The following is a 17,231-nucleotide window of genomic DNA, read 5'->3' on the forward strand; positions in this document are numbered from 1 at the left end:
GCCCGCGCCCACCTGTCGAGGTCTTGTGCGCTGCTCGGGCGCCCAGTGCTCGCGAACTGCGCCGCGACATCGAGGGCCGACACGAGCGCACGCCGCCGGAGGTTCGAATACTGAGTGGATGACAAATGAGCCATACCTACTACATCCACGTGCCGCGGAATCATGACGCGGCGACGCGAAAATAGTTCTCACTGCCCGAACGGCGGATGTGCGGGGTGAGCAGACTGATCTCCGGCCTCTAGACGCAGAACGAAGTCGGGGCCCCGTCTGTTTCCAGACGAGGCCCCGACTTCCGCGTTATTCCGCGGTTCTCAACAGCGCGCAACAGCAGCCCAGATGGTGGAGATGGGGGGAATTGAACCCCCGTCCATCGCTGTGGTCATACGCCTTCTACGGGCGTAGCCAATGACGGCGCTTTACTCGGTCCCGGAACTTCCCATTGGCAGCTGATCCGACGAACCCAGTCACGGTTTGAGTCCCTCTACGCCCCATGACGATACGTAGAAGCAATCTCTCTAGCTGACGCCAGGATCCGGGTAGAGAGCATTCCCGGACTGACGGTCTCTTAAGTCGCTAAGTAGGACTAGGCCGCGAGAGCGACCTGGGCCTTAGCGGAGACAGTGCTGTTGGAATTGGCACTTATTGTTTGCAGGGATCGTTAACGAGTTAACCCTGCGTCCTCGACCCGCTTCTCGTAATCTCGCAGACGATGTCGAAACCGATCATCCCCATGAGGCGGGCCACTGTTGCGCGCTGTTGTGTTGTGGAAGGAACATCCGCCGAAGTGGCGGCTTCACAGACTACAACATGGGCGGCGCGCGTGTCATTCCGGAATGTGGGAATCTGGACGGGTGGCATCCTCAACCTCCGCGCCCTCCACCGCGGAACGTACAGAAGACGCGGTCGACCTCACGCCGAGGCACACCCTCGACACGCCGTGGCGCACCGTGGTCTGGAACGATCCGGTCAACCTGATGTCGTACGTCGTCTACGTGTTCCGCACCTACTTCGGCTTCAGCCGTGAGAAGGCGACGAGGCTCATGCTGCAGGTGCACCACGATGGCCGCGCCGTCGTTGCGACCGGCACCAGGGAGGCCATGGAGGTGCACGCCCACGCCATGCACGGGTACGGCCTCTCGGCAACGGTCGACAAGGCCGAGAAATGAGCGAGATGCGCCGTGTCGGCGAGGGAAGCATCGCCGTCACCATCTCGGACGCCGAGTTCATCGCGCTCTCCCGTCTCGAGGCCGACCTGCTCGGCGCGCTCGCGGATCGCCTGACCTCGCTCGCCGACGGAGTGGCGGGTTCGCATCGGCTCTTCCCAGACGCGTATCACGACGACGCAGAGGCTGCGGCCGAGTTCCATGCGCTCACCGATGTGGACCTGGTCACCGCCAAGAGCGAAGCCGCGAGGAGCGTGATGGATGCCTTCGCGAACGCTGAGGAGCAGACATCCGGCATGCGTCGCAAACGCAACACCACGCGGGTGGTCACGATGCCGCCCGAGCTCGCTCTGGCCTTCCTGCGCAATCTCACGGACCTGCGGCTCATGGTCGCGGATCGGCTCGGCATCGAGACAGACGGAGACGACGGGCGCAGCGACGACACCGACGACCGCATCGTCTACTGGTGGCTCGGCGAGACCCAAGAGGTACTGGTCGAGTCTCTGGCCGCCGAGGCATTCGGCACGACCGGGGTCTAGCCCCTACTCGCCCAGGTGGTTCCTGCCCGCGATAGCGCGCTCTGCCTCGCGCCTGTCCTGACGCTCACGTAGCGCCTGCCGCTTGTCGTACTCGCGCTTGCCCTTCGCGACACCGATCTCGACCTTCACCCGACCGTCTGCGAAGTACAGCTGCAGCGGGATGATCGTGTAGCCGCCGTCTTTGACCTTGTTCGCGATCTTCACGATCTGCTGCTTGTGCAGCAGCAGCTTGCGCTTGCGGCGGGGCGCATGGTTGTTCCACGTCCCGTCGAGGTACTCGGGGATGTAAACGGCATCAAGCCACGCCTCTCCCCCGTCGATGAATGCGTATCCATCGACGAGCGACGCCCTTCCCTCACGCAGCGACTTCACCTCGGTGCCCGTGAGCACGAGCCCGGCCTCGTACGTGTCCTCGATCAGGTAGTCGTGGCGGGCGCGGCGATTCGTCGCCACCACCTTCTGACCACGTTCCCTGGGCATGGTTCCCCTCCTCGCAGACACGGATGCCCGGCGTTATTCGGGCATGGATGCCGCGCCCCGGAGAGCGCAGCAGCCCACCAGCTTACCGCGCCGGCAGTGCCTTACGGCGTCGCCGGCTCAGACGCGGAGGTATCGGCGGATCGCCACGCTGGATGCCAGTGCCGCGAGCCCGATGCCGACGATGACGAGGATCGGCGCCACTATCCAGGCGCTGTCGAGACCCACGAACGACGTCAGCTGCATCTTCTGCGACAGGTACCCGCGCACGAAGAACTGCACTATTGCGAACACGGCCCCGACCGACAGCAGCGAGCCGATCAGTGCTGCCAGCACGCCCTCCAGTACGAACGGTGTCTGGATGAAGCCATTGGATGCTCCGACCAGCCGCATGATGCCCAGCTCACGTCTTCGCGAGAAGGCGGACAGTCTGATGGTCGTCGCGATGAGCAGTGCCGCCGCGACGAGCATCACGACCGCTATGGCTATCGCGGTGAGGCTTGCGGCATTCAGGATGCGGAAGATCTGATCCAGATAACTTCGCTGGTCGGTCACCCCCTGCACACCCGCCACCCCGCTCAGGCTCTGCGCGATCACGTCGGACTGGCTCTGGTTCTTCAACTTGATCCAGAACGTCTGGTTCAACAGTTCCGGCGTCACGTAGTCGGCTACCGGGTTGCCCTTGAACTGCTTCTTGAAGTCCGCATACGCCTGCTTGTGGTCTTCGAAGTAGAACTTCTCGATGAACGGCGAGAGCGCCGACGAGGAGAGCTTGGCCTTGACCGCTGCGATCTGCTCTGGCGTCGCATCCTGCCCCTGGCAGGTGGTGCTCACGTCGGTCTCCGTGCACATGTACACGGCGACCTGTGCGCGGTCGTACCAGTACGTCTTCATCTGGCCGATCTGCATCTGCATCAGGATGGCCGTGCCCACGAAAGTGAGCGAGATGAAGGTGACCAGTACGACGGAGATCACCATCGAGACGTTGCGTTTGAGGCCGCTTCCGGCCTCCGAAAGCACGAGCGCGAATCTCATGACACCGGCCCCACATCCTGATTGGAGTCGTCTTCGGGATCATGTCTTCCGGGCGCGCGCAGTCCCAGCCGCTCGGCCAGAGTGAGCTCCGCGACATCCGACGAGTCGGCTCTGCGTACCGGAGCCGTCGGCGGGTTCGCGAAATGCCCGTCGAGAACGGAATCGGACCGAGGGGATGCCGCGCGCGGTGCCGACGCGGCCACCGGCTCTCGGTCCGTGCGAGGGCGCAGCGGCTGTGAGGGCGGAGGCGGCGTGGACGGAATCTCAGTCGCCGGTGGCTGCGCGACAGGCGGTTGCTGTTGGCCGGCGGCAGTCTGGGGCTCGTCGGGAACGACCGGGAGGCGGCCCGTGGACACGGGGACGTCGGCGGGCCCGCCCCGGTGCGCTGGCCCGGACCCGGTGGCGGAACCGGCGAACGGCTGTGCCGGCTGCTGAACCGCCGGCTGCTGAACGGCGGAAGGTTGAACAGCAGGCGACTGAACGGGAGCAGCCTGCATCGCTGTCTGGCTGGCGGGCTGCGAAGGCGCCGGCGCGGAGTACGGCGCGCGCAAGACATCCTTGTGTGCTCGTTTCTCCGCTTTGCGCTCTGCCCTGGTCGGCTTGCCCGTCCTGGCGACCTGCACAGGCTGCGCGACGGACGCCGCGGCGGGCTGCTGGGCGGTATCGGCACTGGTCAGGGCTTCGTAACGGGCGGATCCCGCGATCACCTGTTCACGCTCGCCCACGACGGGGATCGCGGCGGTGACGCCGTAACCACCGTGCCGTTCATCGCGCACGAGACGGCCGGAGACGATTTCGATCACGCGCTTCTGCATGCGGTCGACGAGCCCCGCCTCGTGGGTCGCCATCAGCACGGTCGTACCCGAGGCGTTGATGCGCTCGAGAACGGCCGTGATTCCCGCGCTGGTTGCTGGGTCGAGGTTTCCCGTCGGCTCGTCGGCGAGCAGGATCTGCGGCTTGTTCACCACGGCGCGGGCGATCGCGACGCGCTGCTGCTCACCGCCGGAGAGCTCGTGCGGGAAACGCTGGCCCTTGCCCTCGAGGCCCACCATGGCGAGCACGTCGGGAACGGCCTCGTGGATGAAACCTTTCGACTTGCCGATCACCTGAAGGGTGAAGGCGACGTTGTCGAAGACGGTCTTGTTGGTGAGGAGCCGGAAGTCCTGGAAGACCACGCCCACGTTCCGTCGGAAGTACGGCACCTTGCGGTTCGAGATGCTGCTCAGGTCCTGCCCCAGCACATGCAACTTGCCTCGCGTCGCCCGCTCCTCGCGAAGGATCAGGCGGAGGAAGGTGGACTTTCCGGATCCGGAGGCGCCCACCACGAAGACGAACTCGCCGCGCAGGATCTCGGTCGTGATGTCGTCGAGTGCCGGGCGGGGGGTTCCCTTGTAGCTCTTGGTGACGTGGTCGAATCGGATCATGACCCGCTCAGCCTAAGCACTCGGCCCGCGGATGCGACCTAGCGACTCGCCCGCGGAACGAGCCGGTCGGCGAATCGATGGCCGGGCTGGATCAGTCGACCGGACGCTGCTTGCGCCAGCGGATGCCCGCAGCGATGAAACCGTCGAGGTCGCCGTCGAAAACGGCCTGCGGATTGTTCACCTCGTGGTCTGTGCGCAGGTCTTTCACCATCTGATACGGAGCCAGAACATACGAGCGCATCTGGTCGCCCCAGCTCGCAGTGATGGTTCCGGCCAGTTCCTTCTTGGCGGCCGCCTCGGCTTCGTGCTGCAGCAGCAACAGCCGGGACTGCAGCACCCGCATGGCCGCCGCACGGTTCTGGATCTGTGACTTCTCGTTCTGCATCGACACCACGATGCCCGTCGGCAAGTGCGTGATCCGCACGGCGGAGTCTGTCGTGTTCACCGACTGTCCGCCCGGCCCAGACGACCTGAAGACGTCCACGCGGATGTCGCTCTCCGGGATGTCGATCGACTCGGTCTCTTCCATGAGCGGGATGACCTCGACCGCCGCGAACGAGGTCTGCCGCTTGCCCGCCGAGTTGAACGGGCTCATGCGCACGAGGCGGTGCGTCCCGGCCTCGACGGAGAGCGTTCCGAATGCGTATGGGGCATCCACCTCGATTGTGGCGGACTTGATCCCCGCTTCCTCGGCGTAGCTGGTATCCATCACCTTGACCGGATAGCCATGCTGCTCGGCCCACCTGAGGTACATGCGCAGCAGCATCTCCGCGAAGTCCGCCGCGTCCACGCCCCCGGCTCCCGCGCGGATCGTCACGACGGCCGGACGCTCGTCGTACTCGCCGTCCAAAAGGGTCTGCACCTCGAGCTCCCCGATGCTCTTCTGCAGCTCCTGCAACTCGTTGCGCGCCTCGTCGGCCGACTCGTCGTCGCCCTCGGAGTTCGCCAGTTCGACGAGCACTTCGAGGTCGTCGAGCCGCTGCTGGATGCTGTTCAGCCGCGACAGGTCTGACTGCCGATGGCTCAGTGCGCTCGTCACCTGCTGCGCCTTTTCCGGGTCGTCCCAGAGGTCGGGGGTGCCGGCTTCTTCGCTCAGTCGTTCGATGTCGGCTCGCAGACGGTCCACGTCGATGACGGCGCGGATGTCCGCGAAGGTCGCACGTAGTTCGGCGATCTGCGTGCTCAAGTCCAGTTCGATCATGTCCGCCCAAGCTTAGCGACTGCGTCTCGCCAACCGACCGCCGAGACGACGGTCGGCGCGGGCGTCGCGGCGGAGGCCGGAAATGGCCTCCCCTCCAAGCTGCAGCGCGCCACGACCATAGGCTGGGAGGTGACATGAGCACGAGCGACGCGACCTTCAGCATCCGTGACATCGCGCTCGCCGCCTTCCTGCCGACGGCGCTGTTCTCGATCGGCGAGGGCGCTGTCATCCCGATCATCCCGGTGCTCGCGCATAACCTCGGCGCCGGGCTCGCCCTGGCCGGTTTCATCGGCGGCATGATCATGGTCGGTGAGCTCGTTGGCGACATTCCGAGCGGATGGGTCGTCTCGCGCTTCGGTGAACGTCGGTCGATGATCGGCTCTGCCCTGTTGTGCATCGTGGGCCTGGTCGTCTGCCTGTACGCCCCAGGCGACCTCATGCTGACGATCGGCGTCTTCCTCATCGGCCTCGCGACGAGCGTGTTCGCGCTGGCCAGGCACGCGTTCATGACCGGATACGTTCCCCTTCGGTACCGCGCGCGTGCCCTGTCGACGCTCGGCGGGGTCTTCCGCGGCGGCTGGTTCGTCGGGCCCTTCATCAGCGCTGCCGTCATCGCGCTGTTCGGCGACCCGCACGCGGTCTTCTGGGTGCACATCGTCATGTGCCTTGCGGCGACCATCGTGCTCATCGTCGTGCCGGACCCGACAGAGAAGATCGTCGCGGCGTCGGCGCAGCCGAGCCGAGAGCGTGCCCAGGCTGCGACGGCCGCGACGAGCGACGCTCCGGACGCCGGCCGGCTCGAGGCGAAGGAACGCACGGAGGGGCTGTTCCGCACCATCTTCGCGAACCGTTCCGTGCTGCTGCGCATGGGCACGTGCGCTGCACTCATCTCCGCCCTGCGGTCGTCGCGCACGGTCATTCTCCCGTTGGCCGCCGTGGCGATCGGGATGCCCGCGACCAACACCGCGCTCATCATCGGCATCGCGGGCGCGGTCGACTTCGCGCTCTTCTACACGTCAGGTCAGATCATGGACCGCTTCGGGCGCCTGTGGTCCGCGCTTCCCTCGATGCTGGGGCTCAGCTTGACGCACATCGCACTGGCCTTCGTTTCGGACCAGACCTGGTTCACGGTTGTCGCTGTCCTCATGGCGGTCGCGAACGGCACGGGCAGCGGCATCCTGATGACACTGGGTGCGGACCTCGCGCCGAGATCCGACCCCGCGCCGTTCCTCGGCGCGTGGCGATTCACCAACGACGCCGGGCAGGCCGGAGCCCCGCTGTTCGTGTCAGGCGTGACCGCCTTGTTCTCGTTGGGTGCGGCATCCGTGTCGATGGGTGTGCTCGGTATCCTCGGCGCTGGGATGCTCGTGCGCTACGTCCCGAGGTTCGTGCCGCGGCGCACCGCTGTCGGTCGTTGACCCCGCCTTCCACCGCTGAAGAAGGCTGTCGTACGAGCCGATCCTTCAACCGTTCTGTTACCGCGAATCACCATGCTCCGGCGGTTGGTCGGCCGGTGCTGTCGCCGCTTGCCGCCTAGGGGTAGCAAGCGCATGCTGTAGGCGAGTCCTCTGACGGGAGGTCGGTTCCCGATGCGAACGACGACGTTCGCCGGAGCGGTGCTGACCATGGTGCTGTTCGGCGCGCAGGCGGGTGCGGTGCTGGCATCCGTGCCGAACGACGCAGCGGCCGCCCGCCCCGCAACAGTCATAACGGTGACGAGTCACGAGGATGTCAACCGTGCGATCGCCGACGCGCGTGCGGGCGACACCGTGTTCCTCAAGCCTGGCGTCTACCGCGGGCCCGTCACAGTGGACAAGTCGATAACGCTCTCCTCGACTCAGGCCACCGTTCAGGCGCCGCAAGGCGGTGCCGCAATCTCGGTGACTGCTGACAACGTGACGGTCGACTCTGTTGGGACGACGTGCCCGGGAGTCGCACGCACGAGTCAAGGCATCAACGTCACGGGGCAGCATGTGCGAGTCGTCGGGTCGACCGTGCTTCAGTGCCCGACCGGCATCGTGCTGAACGGTGCGACGGATGCCTACCTTCAGGGCGACGCGCTGCTCAGCCAGGATTCGTCCGGCGGAGCGTCGACGGGCGTCGATGCGACCGGCGCGGACGGCCTCACGATGCTGAGCAACACGGTCGAAGGCCTGGCGCTCGGCGTCGCCATGGACAACACGAGCGCTCCCCTGCTCGACGGGAACACGTTCACCGAGGTGGGAACCGCGGTTTCGCTGGACTCGGTCGCCGACGCCGTCATCAACGGGACGCTCGTGATCGGTGCGCGCGGCCCGGCCGTTCTCGTCACAGGTAGCAGGGGCGCCGAGATCGCGCGCCTCAATTCCTCCGGAAACGGCAGCGGGTCCTCGGCGGCGATCCAGCTGTCAGCAGGCTCCGGTCCCTCCTGGGTGGTCACGGTGGAGGACTCGGACTTCGCGCACTTCGCCTCAGGCCTGCAGGTCGATGCCGGTTCGATCAACGCCGGCGTCACGGTCATGGGAACAAGGTTCGACGGCGTGAAGGGAACCGCCATCGTCGTGGCCCCGGGTTCCGGTGGCACCGTCGATGCCACGATCGGCGACTACTTCGGCGGTTGCGGCCCCAACGCGGCGGATCACGGCTACGACGGCGGCGGTGCGCCCGTGAACGACCCCGACAAGGTCGTCTCGTATCGCGAGCACAACTGCAAAGCTCCGGCTGCCAGCTCACTCGCAGCGACGGGTGCCGGGAGCTCTCCCCCTGCCGGCACGGACCAGAACGCGACACCGCCCGACACCAATGCGCACGGGGGAATCGACCTGCCGTCGGTGATCGGCTCGACGCTTGTGACCGTCGGCGTATCGCTTCTACTGGCGACCTGCGCCGTTGGCGTGCTTTACGCCATCCGGCGCAGCCGGCATCCCAGTTGAGCGCCCGCCGGGCCACGTCGCCTGCTACCAGAAGACGCTACGCGCCGTGGAGGTGACGTCGATGCGCAGGCCGGCAGGAACCAAAGCGGATACGAGAGGCGGATGCCACACCGCCGACAGCCGCACGGTCGCGCTTCGCCCGTCCCCGCTCTGCGCCTGCTCCACGGTCAGCGCGTCCAGCCCGTCGGCGACCGATGTCGACAGGTATTCAGAGACCGCTTCTCGTACGGCCGAGCTCTCGAGGACGGCTCGTGGGCGCCCGTCGACCACCGTCACCTCTTCGAGGTCGTAGGCCTCGGCGCCGGCAAGGGCCGCCCCGTCGGCGACGGCGAAGAGGCGCTCCCGCGCGAGGTACAGCGACGTGATAGCGGAGACGAGCAGCACCAGCACAAGGCAGAGGAAGGCGTAGAAGAAGACGAGCGGCAGGATCGAACCCGTCTCGTCGCTCAGCCGTCGAACGGCGCCGTGAGTCCAGCGCTGCCCTGCGGCTCCCGGCCGCTTCACCTCGCACCCCAGAGCCTGGAGACCCGGTTGGTGCTCGCCGCCTCCACCGCCACCGACGCGTCGCGGCGAAGGTCGAGGGCGTCCGGCACGAGCGGGAGCGGTGCCCGCACCCGTACCGTCACGGTGACCGTACCGAGTCGGGTGAGACAGGCATCCGGATTCGGCGAGCAGACGACGTTCACGGTCGCGGCATCGGTCGTAAGGCCGAAGTCGGCGAGCGCGAACGCGACGGCCGCGGATGCCTCCGCCGCCGCATCCGTTTCGCTCTGCGCCTGCACATAGACGCGCGAAGCCTGACGGGCGGCGCCCGCCGCTGCGAGCTGGGCGGCCTGGATGCTCGCGAGCGCCACGACCAGGTAGACGGAAGGGACGAGAAGAATCAGGCCGGCGGTGATGAACTCGAGTGCGGCCGTCCCGTGGTCAGAAGCGAGGGCTGCAGCGAACCGGCGCGTACGCCGTTCAAGGGAGACTCTCGAGCGGAGCATGTCCACTCACCTCCAAGGCGCCGTTCGGGCCGAGCAGGCCGGCCACCGGCAGGGTCGCGCGCACGGTCACCGTGACGGCGGGCATCCCGCGATAGGTGCCGTAAGCCGCCGAAACCCGCCCTGCGTACGCCTCGCCCAACGCTGATCCGATCAGTTCCCTGGTGCGCTGCCGCCCGTCATCCAGAGTGTTGTCGGCGAGCGCCGCGATGTGCGCTCCCTCGGCCGCAGCGTCGATGAGCGTGTTCCGCACGAGCAGCGCGAGGCCGAGCTGCAGCACCGCCAGCGTCAGGACTGTCAGCAGGGCTCCGACCATCACGAACTCCGCGGGCGCGGACCCGCGGTCGTCGCGCCATCGGTTCATCTCAGAACGACGTGACGCGTTCGATGGCCTGCTGGAAGACACCGCTCAGCGCGGGGCCCGCGAGTCCCCAGATGATGATCACGAGCCCTGCCGTCATGAGGGTGATGAGAACCCAGCCGGGCACGTCTCCCCGCTCGTCCCGCGCCAGTGCCACCATGCGCCCCGACCCTTCCGACAGTCCTCTGCGTCGACGTGTGCCGCGCATCCGGCGGTCCTTCCCCTTTGTCACTCGCTCGTCCTCCCGTTCTGTGTTCCGCTGTTCGTCCTCAGCTGTTCGCTCGCGATGCCGTTCACGCGATTCCCGCTCGCAGTCGGACAACTCCGGTCTCAGTCGCCCCGACAAGCGCTCCTGCCACATCAGAAGCCGGTCTCCAAGACGACGATGCCGGGAAAGACAGCGAACAGCACCGTCACGGGCAGGATCAGGAACACAAGCGGCACGAGCATCCCGATCTCCTTCTTCCCCGCCTGTTCGAGCAGACCCCGCTTCGCCCCTTCCCTCGCGTCGATCGCCTGCGCACGCAACACCTCCACGACCGGCGTCCCGCGCTCCAGAGCCGTGACGACGGCATCCACGCACCTCGTGAACTGCGGCAGGCGGATGTCTCTGCTCGCCTGGCTGAGAGCGGCGGCCAACGGCACGCCCATGCCCGTCTCGGCGACGACGCGTCCCAGCTCGCCGGCAAGCTCGCCAGACCCGCTTCTCGAGACTCTGCGCATCGCGTCGAGGATGCCCTCTCCCGCGCTGAGCGACAGCGTCAGCAGTTCGAGGACGGTCGGGAACTCCTCGGTCATCCGCTCCAGCCGCTGTTTGACGCCTCGGGAAAGCAGCCGGTCGGGCAGCAGGAATCCGATCGCGGCGAACACGATCGGCGCGGCGAGGAGCACCGTGGGCGGGAGCGGGCGCAGTGCCGCTACCAGCCCGGACAGCGCAGCGCCGCCGGCGAGCGCGCAGATCGCCCACGAGACCTGACGCAGCCGGAACTCATCAACGGCGAGCGGACTACCGCATTGCCGCAGCCGAGCGGCGATCGCTTCGTTGCCGCCGAGAACATTAGATGTGGCAGTGCGGAGCCACTCCACGACCGGAGCGAGAACCGATCCGATGACGGGAAGGGGTTGTACGGTGCGCCGGGCGGCGTGAGCACGGGCGGACTCCGATACGTCGACGAGATATGGCGCGACCCTATCGGCTAGGCTCGGGCGTCGCATGGTGGGCAGCAACGCGACGAGGGACCACAGCCCGAGACCCAACCCGATTCCGCAGAGCACACCCCAGCCCAGCACGGCGGTCACCTGAACCACCTGCGTTCCTCCGGCAGCCGACCGATCGCGAGCATGACGCGATATGCGATGAGCGACACCACCAGGCCCACGACGATGACGACGGCACCGACGGGCGTGTTGTACGCGACGGATGCCTCGGGCCTCGTTGCGAGCATCGCGAGCACCAGCCACGGAGCGGCGACACCGAGGCGGGCCGCCCCGACGGTCCATGACTGCCTGGATTCGATCTCGGCTCGCACTGCTGCGTCTTCGCGCAACGAGGAGGCGAGCGCCTTGAGCACCCCGACGAGCTCCCCGCCTCCCACTTCCCTCGCCATCTTGAGGGTCTCGATGATGCGATCGGCGACGGGGTCGGCGAGCGCCGCCTTGAGCCGGTCGGCAGCCGGGGCGAAGACACCGGTCGTGCGATAGTCCCGCTCGAACTCCGCGAACGCTGACCGCGTGGATTCGGGCGCGGTGCGGGCAAGAGAAGCGACGCCGTCCGGAAGGGCAAGCCCCGACCGCACAGCCGACACCAGTTGGTCCACCATGTCTGGCCAAAGGGTGCGGTTTGCCCGCACGCGAGTGGCGGCGCGCCAGGAGACAAGGCTCCACGGAAGCCAGCCTCCGACGCCCGCCAGCCCAGCTGAGAGCGCGATGATGCCGAAGAGCGCCTGGGCCACCGCGAAGAACACGAGCGCGAGCAGTGTGCAGACGCCCACGAACGCCGACGGGGCGAGCGCCGGCATGCCAGCCAGCATGAGCTTGCGACGGAGCCCCTCGCCCGACCGGATCGTCTTGGGCCTCGAGTGCCCCGGCCACATGAACGGCGAGAGGACGAGAAGAACGCCCACGCCCAGTGCGCCACCCAACGCGATGCCGGGGATCATCGTGCCAGCACCACCGCGGGGTCGAGCCCGGCCGCCTCGAATTTCGCGCGCTTCGCAGGGTAGCCGCCCGTCGCCGTCAGCTCGCCGGCCCTCAACGCGAAGATCGGGCTCGCCTCGATGATGCCTGTGGTCACGGCTCCGCTCGGCGCGATGATCTCCGTCACCCGACGCCGCCCGTCGCGTTCAAGCGAACAGAACACGACGATGTCGACGCAGGTGGCGACCGTGGGTACGACGAATCCGGAGTCGATATTGCGCCCGGCCAGAAGCGGCAGGGTGCACAGTTTCGAGAGCGCCTCCCTGGCACTGTTCGCGTGGATGGAGCACGCCCCGGGCAATCCAGAGTTGAGGGCGAGCAGGAGGTCCAGGCTCTCCGCCTCGCGCACCTCCCCCACCACGAGCCGGTCCGGTCGCATGCGCAACGCTTCCTTGATGAGCCGCCGCAGGGTGATCTCTCCCGTGCCTTCGAGGCTCGGCTGCCTGCACTGCATCGAGACGACGTCTGCCGCGGCGAGGTCGAGTTCGAAGGTCTCCTCGACGGTAACGATGCGCTCGCCCGGACGTGCCGCTGCCAGCAGGGCGCCGAGCAGAGTGGTCTTGCCGCTCTGGGTCGCACCGGCGATGAGGATGTTCTGGTCGGCGAGCACGCACATGCGCAAGAACTCGGCGGCCTGCCTCGTGATCGATCCGAGCGCGACCAGCCGGCCGAGGTCGCGGATGCGACTCGAGAACTTGCGCACGTTGACCGCCCAGTGCCGGCGGGTGACGTCAGGGATGACGACGTGCAGCCGTGACCCGTCCGGCAGCGAGGCGTCGACGAACGGCGAAGAGAGGTCGACGCGTCGCCCGGATGCCTGCAGCATGCGCTCTACGAGGTCGCGCACCTGGGACTCGCTGAGAGCAAGGTCGACGGGCTCCGAACGACCGCCGCGGGCGATGAAGACGCGGTCGGGAGCGTTGATCCAGATCTCTTCGACGCCCGGGTCATCGAGGTATGGCTGCAGAGGACCGAATCCTGTGAGCGACGCGAGCACCTCGCGTTCGGTGCGCACCTCGTCTGCAACAAGCGGCAGCGACCCGCCGAGCGCGTGCTCCGTGTAGCGGCGCACCTCGTCTCTGGCATAGGCAGCCGCTCGCGGTGCATCCGCGGCCAGATCGACGCCGTCTCGCCGCACGCGGTCGCGCACGCGGTCTGCGATGAGGCGCACGGGATCCGTCATGCCGTCATGATGCCCAGAGCTCGGCGCGCCTCGCCGAAGTTATCCCCAGGCAGCTGAGCCGACAGCGTCGAGCGGTCCACCATGGAAGACATCGGGACGCTCGGAGTGCGTGCGGGCGAGACAGACCCTAAGATGATGGGCGCCTCGCGGGAGTGGTGAAACTGGCAGACACGCAGGATTTAGGTTCCTGTGCTTTCGAGCGTGGGGGTTCAAGTCCCCCCTCCCGCACCAACCGAAGCCTCCTTTGCCCCTTCTTACATCCCGCGCGCCACACTGCATACGTGGGGCCGGCACCCATCGATCGTGGGGTCAACACCCGGGTTGAGCCGACCGCTCGTCGGTAGACTCACTGCCAACGCCTGTTCGACGCATTGCTGGGCGTTACACCGTTCAGCTATCGCCGCCGACGACCGGTTGCCGCTCACCACGGGCGCCGACGACAGGAGACTCGTGTTCCACACCGCATTGATCCCGTGGCTCGACCCGAACGTCATCATCCATTCGGTCGGGCCCTGGTCGCTGCTCGTCGTCTGCGGCATCATCTTCGCCGAGACCGGTCTGCTCATCGGGTTCGTGCTGCCAGGCGACACGCTCCTGCTGATCAGTGGCATCCTCACCTTCACGAACATGGTGTTCGGGCTGCAGATCTGGTGGGTGTGCCTTTTGATCGCATTCGCCGCCTTCCTCGGCGGCGAGGTGGGCTATCTGATCGGGCACAAGGCAGGGCCGGCCATCTTCGAACGCAAGGAGACCGGCCTCTTCAGCATCGAGAACGTCAAGCGCACGAACAAGTTCTTCGAGCGGTTCGGACCCGTCGCCGTCATCCTGGCGCGGTTCGTTCCCGTGGTGCGCACCTTCGCCCCGGTGGCCGCGGGCGTCGGGCACATGAGCTATCGCCGCTACAGCCTCTACAACGCGATCGGCGCGTTCCTCTGGGGCGCCGGGCTGACGCTCTTCGGATGGCTGCTCGGCTTCATCCCGCCGGTCGCCTCGTTCGTTGAGAAGTACATCGACGTCATCCTCATCCTCGCTGTCCTGGTGACGGTCGTCCCCGCGCTCATCCACTACCTGATGGGTCTGCGCAAGTCGCGTCGTCTCTCCAAGGCTGAGGCTGCAGACGCGAAGCAGGAGCGAAGCGAACACGGCCAGTCGGACGACTCTCGTACAGACCGATCAGCGACCTCCGAGGTGCTGGGCCGTCCGAAGCACAGCGCTGAGTAGCACCACTCCGAGTAGCACCACTCCGAGTAGCACCACTCCGAGTAGCACCGCTCCGGGCAACACCGCTCCGAGCAGCACCGCTCCGGGCACAAGGGACCCGGCGCGGCATCGATCGTCAGCGATGCGTGTCGCCCTCGTGGGCAGCATGTTCGGCCGGCTCGAGCTGAAATGTCGAGTGTGCGACATCGAAATGCGAGCTCAGGCATCCGCCGAGTTCATCGAGCAGCGCACCCGCGCCCCCTCGGGCGAACACGGTCGGCGATACGACGACGTGGGCCGAGAACACGGGGGCACCTGACGTGATAGCCCACACGTGCACGTCGTGCACGTCAACGACGCCGTCTGTGCCGAGGATGTGCTTGCGGATCTCCGCCACATCCGTCGACGCCGGAGCCGACTCGCTCAGCACCCTGACCACCTCTCGCAGCAGTGAGAACGCGCGAGGGACGATGAGCAAGGCGATGACGAGTGAGGCGATGGAGTCGGCCCATCCGATGCCCGTGGTGAGGATGACGACTGCCGCAACGATCGTGGCAAGCGATCCCAGCGTGTCGCCCAGCACCTCCAGATAGGCGCCGCGCATGTTGATGGATGCTTTTGCGCCGCCGCGCAACACGAGGAGACCGGCGAGATTGCCTGTGAGCCCGATGACGGCGACGGCGAGCATCCATCCGCCCTGTACCTCGGGATGCTCCGTGAGGCGGAACGCCGCACCGACCGCAACCGAGACCGCCACCCCGATCAGGATGAGGGAGTTCAGCAAGGCTCCGAAGACCTCCACCCGGCGAAACCCGAACGTCTGCCTGTCGGTGGCGGGTCGCGCGGCCACGGTCGCTGCGACCAACGCGACGACGAGGCCGATCAGGTCGCTGACGAGATGGCCCGCATCCGCCAGCAATGCCAGCGAACCGCTGACAGCCGCTCCCGCCACTTCCAGCGCGAAAACGGCGAGCACGATCGCGATCACGACGAGCAGGCGCCGCCTGCTCGAGCCGTGTGCACCGTGGTCGTGCCCGGCGCCGTGACCGTGGGATTGGGACATGATGCTTCAACGGTAGGGCCGGGCGCCCGAGATGCGCCATCCGCCGCCCGGACCGGCGTACCTCAGTCGGCGAGCAGCTGCTCCAAAACAGGGACCATTGCGCGGAACGCCTTCGCACGATGACTGCCGGCGTTCTTCACGGTGCGGTCCATCTCGGCTGCGGTGAGCGCCGAGCCATTCGGCACGAACGCCGGGTCATAGCCGAACCCATTGGTTCCGCGTGGTGCGCGGGCCAGTGTTCCCTTCCATTCCGCCTCGACCACGCGCTCCTGGCCGTGCCGCCCGTCCCGTGGCCGCACGAGAGCGATGGAACACGTGTAGTGCGCGCCCCTGTGTCGATCGGGCACGTCGGCGAGCTGCGCGAGCAGCAGCGACAGGTTGGCCGCGTCGTCGCCGTGCCTCCCGCTCCACCTCGCCGAGAAGACACCTGGCGCACCGCCGAGAACGTCGACGCAGATGCCCGAGTCGTCGGCGAGCGCAAGCAGCCCAGTGTGTTCTGCTGCCGCGCGGGCCTTGATCAGGGCGTTCTCCGCGAAGGTGACGCCGTCCTCGACGGGCTCCGGCCCGTCGTACTCGACGAGTTCCACCTGGGGCATGCGCTGCGCGATGATCGCGGCGAATTCCTCGAGCTTGTGCTTGTTGTGCGTGGCGAGCACCACCTGTACCCGCGCACCGTTGCCCGGCGCCTGCGCCGGGTCAGCGTCGCTCATGACGCGGCGACGTCCGCGGATTCCACGCCGAGCGCGCGTGCCTGAAACGAGGCGAGCTCGCGGCATCCGGCCTCGGCGAGGTCGAGCAGCGATCCTAGTTCGCGGCGGTCGAAGGGTGCGCCCTCGGCCGTGCCCTGAACCTCGACGAACAGCCCCCGGCCTGTCACCACGACGTTCATGTCGGTCTCCGCCCGAACGTCTTCGACATACGCCAGGTCGAGCATGGGCTCGCCGTCGATGATGCCCACGGAGACCGCCGAGACCGTGTCGATCAACGGCGTCGCACGCTGCGCGATGAACTTGTGCTCCTTGCCCCATTCGAGGGCGTCGGCAAGTGCGACGTACGCCCCCGTGATGGCGGCGGTTCGCGTGCCGCCGTCGGCCTGCAGCACATCGCAGTCGAGCACGATGGTGTTCTCGCCGAGCGCCTTCATGTCCACAACGGCTCGCAGGCTGCGGCCGATCAGCCGGCTGATCTCGTGAGTGCGGCCCCCTATGCGACCCTTCACTGACTCGCGGTCGGTGCGTTGGTTGGTCGAGCGCGGAAGCATCGAGTATTCGGCAGTCACCCAGCCCTTACCCTTGCCCGTCAGCCACCGCGGCACGCCCCCGGTGAAGGATGCCGTGCACAGCACCTTGGTGCTGCCGAAGGAGATGAGGGCGCTGCCCTCGGCCTGCGCACTCCAACCACGCTCGATGGTGATGGGGCGCAGCTGGTCGGGTGTTCTGCCGTCGGCTCGGATGATGTCGCTCACCGCTCCACCCTACCGAGCGCTCATGC

19 protein-coding genes, 1 tRNA gene and 1 other RNA gene are annotated in these 17,231 nt (G+C 67.0%); 6 read left to right on the forward strand and 15 right to left on the reverse strand.

Translation table 11 applies throughout. The features are described 5' to 3' along the window. Positions 1 to 337: 337 nt before the first annotated feature. Positions 338 to 730, reverse strand: a transfer-messenger RNA (tmRNA) gene (gene ssrA, locus ACO2Q7_RS03880). A gap of 103 nt (positions 731 to 833) precedes the next feature. On the opposite strand from ssrA, the gene clpS reads away from it, so the two are divergent. Both clpS and ACO2Q7_RS03890 read left to right on the forward strand, forming a co-directional pair. After that, positions 834 to 1,166 carry an ATP-dependent Clp protease adapter ClpS gene (gene clpS / locus ACO2Q7_RS03885; protein ID WP_423354312.1) on the forward strand — a complete coding sequence of 111 codons (333 nt, stop codon included), beginning with the start codon at positions 834 to 836 and terminating at the stop codon, positions 1,164 to 1,166. Further along, a complete protein-coding gene (locus ACO2Q7_RS03890; RefSeq protein WP_423354313.1) occupies positions 1,163 to 1,702 on the forward strand; it encodes a DUF2017 family protein in 540 nt (179 codons plus the stop codon). Before clpS ends, ACO2Q7_RS03890 begins: the two co-directional genes overlap by 4 nt. Before the next feature lie 3 nt (positions 1,703 to 1,705). On the opposite strand, the gene smpB is transcribed toward ACO2Q7_RS03890, so the two are convergent. The 4 genes from smpB to prfB all read right to left on the reverse strand — a co-directional run bounded on the left by smpB (position 1,706) and on the right by prfB (position 5,839). Further along, positions 1,706 to 2,182 (reverse strand): SsrA-binding protein SmpB, encoded by a 477-nt coding sequence (gene smpB, locus ACO2Q7_RS03895; RefSeq protein ID WP_423354314.1) that lies wholly within the window; start codon positions 2,180 to 2,182, stop codon positions 1,706 to 1,708. A 117-nt stretch (positions 2,183 to 2,299) separates the two neighbouring features. Next, a complete protein-coding gene (gene ftsX, locus ACO2Q7_RS03900; RefSeq protein WP_423354315.1) occupies positions 2,300 to 3,214 on the reverse strand; it encodes a permease-like cell division protein FtsX in 915 nt (304 codons plus the stop codon). Next, entirely contained in the window at positions 3,211 to 4,638 is a 1,428-nt protein-coding gene (ftsE, locus tag ACO2Q7_RS03905; protein ID WP_423354316.1) for a cell division ATP-binding protein FtsE, read from the reverse strand. Before ftsE ends, ftsX begins: the two co-directional genes overlap by 4 nt. A 91-nt stretch (positions 4,639 to 4,729) precedes the next feature. Then, positions 4,730 to 5,839 carry a peptide chain release factor 2 gene (prfB, locus tag ACO2Q7_RS03910; protein WP_423354317.1) on the reverse strand — a complete coding sequence of 370 codons (1,110 nt, stop codon included), beginning with the start codon at positions 5,837 to 5,839 and terminating at the stop codon, positions 4,730 to 4,732. A 134-nt stretch (positions 5,840 to 5,973) separates the two neighbouring features. Here prfB and ACO2Q7_RS03915 point away from each other — a divergent pair, with 134 nt between their 5' ends. Continuing rightward, positions 5,974 to 7,257 carry an MFS transporter gene (locus ACO2Q7_RS03915; protein ID WP_423354318.1) on the forward strand — a complete coding sequence of 428 codons (1,284 nt, stop codon included), beginning with the start codon at positions 5,974 to 5,976 and terminating at the stop codon, positions 7,255 to 7,257. Between the two features lie 171 nt (positions 7,258 to 7,428). Next, positions 7,429 to 8,751, forward strand: coding sequence for a right-handed parallel beta-helix repeat-containing protein (locus ACO2Q7_RS03920; RefSeq protein WP_423354319.1), 1,323 nt, complete (start codon positions 7,429 to 7,431; stop codon positions 8,749 to 8,751). Positions 8,752 to 8,775: 24 nt separating this feature from the next. Here ACO2Q7_RS03920 and ACO2Q7_RS03925 read toward each other — a convergent pair whose 3' ends face one another. The 7 genes from ACO2Q7_RS03925 to ACO2Q7_RS03955 form a co-directional block, all read right to left on the reverse strand. Beyond that, a complete protein-coding gene (locus ACO2Q7_RS03925; RefSeq protein ID WP_423354320.1) occupies positions 8,776 to 9,255 on the reverse strand; it encodes a pilus assembly protein TadG-related protein in 480 nt (159 codons plus the stop codon). Then, complete coding sequence (locus tag ACO2Q7_RS03930) at positions 9,252 to 9,740, reverse strand: hypothetical protein (RefSeq protein WP_423354321.1); 489 nt, start codon at positions 9,738 to 9,740, stop codon at positions 9,252 to 9,254. The genes ACO2Q7_RS03925 and ACO2Q7_RS03930 overlap by 4 nt, the downstream gene beginning before the upstream one ends. Next, positions 9,715 to 10,101, reverse strand: coding sequence for a TadE/TadG family type IV pilus assembly protein (locus ACO2Q7_RS03935; protein WP_423354322.1), 387 nt, complete (start codon positions 10,099 to 10,101; stop codon positions 9,715 to 9,717). The genes ACO2Q7_RS03930 and ACO2Q7_RS03935 overlap by 26 nt, the downstream gene beginning before the upstream one ends. A gap of 1 nt (position 10,102) precedes the next feature. After that, on the reverse strand, positions 10,103 to 10,306 hold the full coding sequence (locus tag ACO2Q7_RS03940) for a hypothetical protein (protein WP_423356024.1): 204 nt from the start codon (positions 10,304 to 10,306) through the stop codon (positions 10,103 to 10,105). Between the two features lie 152 nt (positions 10,307 to 10,458). Next, positions 10,459 to 11,406 (reverse strand): type II secretion system F family protein, encoded by a 948-nt coding sequence (locus tag ACO2Q7_RS03945; protein ID WP_423354323.1) that lies wholly within the window; start codon positions 11,404 to 11,406, stop codon positions 10,459 to 10,461. Beyond that, positions 11,394 to 12,257, reverse strand: coding sequence for a type II secretion system F family protein (locus ACO2Q7_RS03950; RefSeq protein WP_423354324.1), 864 nt, complete (start codon positions 12,255 to 12,257; stop codon positions 11,394 to 11,396). The genes ACO2Q7_RS03945 and ACO2Q7_RS03950 overlap by 13 nt, the downstream gene beginning before the upstream one ends. Next, entirely contained in the window at positions 12,254 to 13,477 is a 1,224-nt protein-coding gene (locus ACO2Q7_RS03955) for a CpaF family protein (RefSeq protein WP_423354325.1), read from the reverse strand. Before ACO2Q7_RS03955 ends, ACO2Q7_RS03950 begins: the two co-directional genes overlap by 4 nt. 146 nt (positions 13,478 to 13,623) lie before the next feature. On the opposite strand from ACO2Q7_RS03955, the gene ACO2Q7_RS03960 reads away from it, so the two are divergent. Continuing rightward, positions 13,624 to 13,708, forward strand: a tRNA-Leu gene (locus ACO2Q7_RS03960). A gap of 219 nt (positions 13,709 to 13,927) precedes the next feature. Further along, positions 13,928 to 14,698, forward strand: coding sequence for a DedA family protein (locus ACO2Q7_RS03965; RefSeq protein WP_423354326.1), 771 nt, complete (start codon positions 13,928 to 13,930; stop codon positions 14,696 to 14,698). 115 nt (positions 14,699 to 14,813) lie between these two features. Here ACO2Q7_RS03965 and ACO2Q7_RS03970 read toward each other — a convergent pair whose 3' ends face one another. From ACO2Q7_RS03970 to rph, 3 genes are all read right to left on the reverse strand, one after another. Then, positions 14,814 to 15,740 carry a cation diffusion facilitator family transporter gene (locus ACO2Q7_RS03970; protein ID WP_423354327.1) on the reverse strand — a complete coding sequence of 309 codons (927 nt, stop codon included), beginning with the start codon at positions 15,738 to 15,740 and terminating at the stop codon, positions 14,814 to 14,816. A gap of 62 nt (positions 15,741 to 15,802) precedes the next feature. Continuing rightward, positions 15,803 to 16,450: an RdgB/HAM1 family non-canonical purine NTP pyrophosphatase gene (rdgB, locus tag ACO2Q7_RS03975; RefSeq protein ID WP_423354328.1), complete on the reverse strand. Its 648-nt coding sequence runs from the start codon at positions 16,448 to 16,450 to the stop codon at positions 15,803 to 15,805. After that, positions 16,447 to 17,205 carry a ribonuclease PH gene (gene rph, locus ACO2Q7_RS03980; protein ID WP_423354329.1) on the reverse strand — a complete coding sequence of 253 codons (759 nt, stop codon included), beginning with the start codon at positions 17,203 to 17,205 and terminating at the stop codon, positions 16,447 to 16,449. Before rph ends, rdgB begins: the two co-directional genes overlap by 4 nt. Between the last annotated feature and the right edge of the window lie 26 nt (positions 17,206 to 17,231).

It is taken from the genome of Rathayibacter sp. KR2-224 (genome assembly GCF_049446075.1).
Lineage (GTDB): Bacteria > Actinomycetota > Actinomycetes > Actinomycetales > Microbacteriaceae > Humibacter.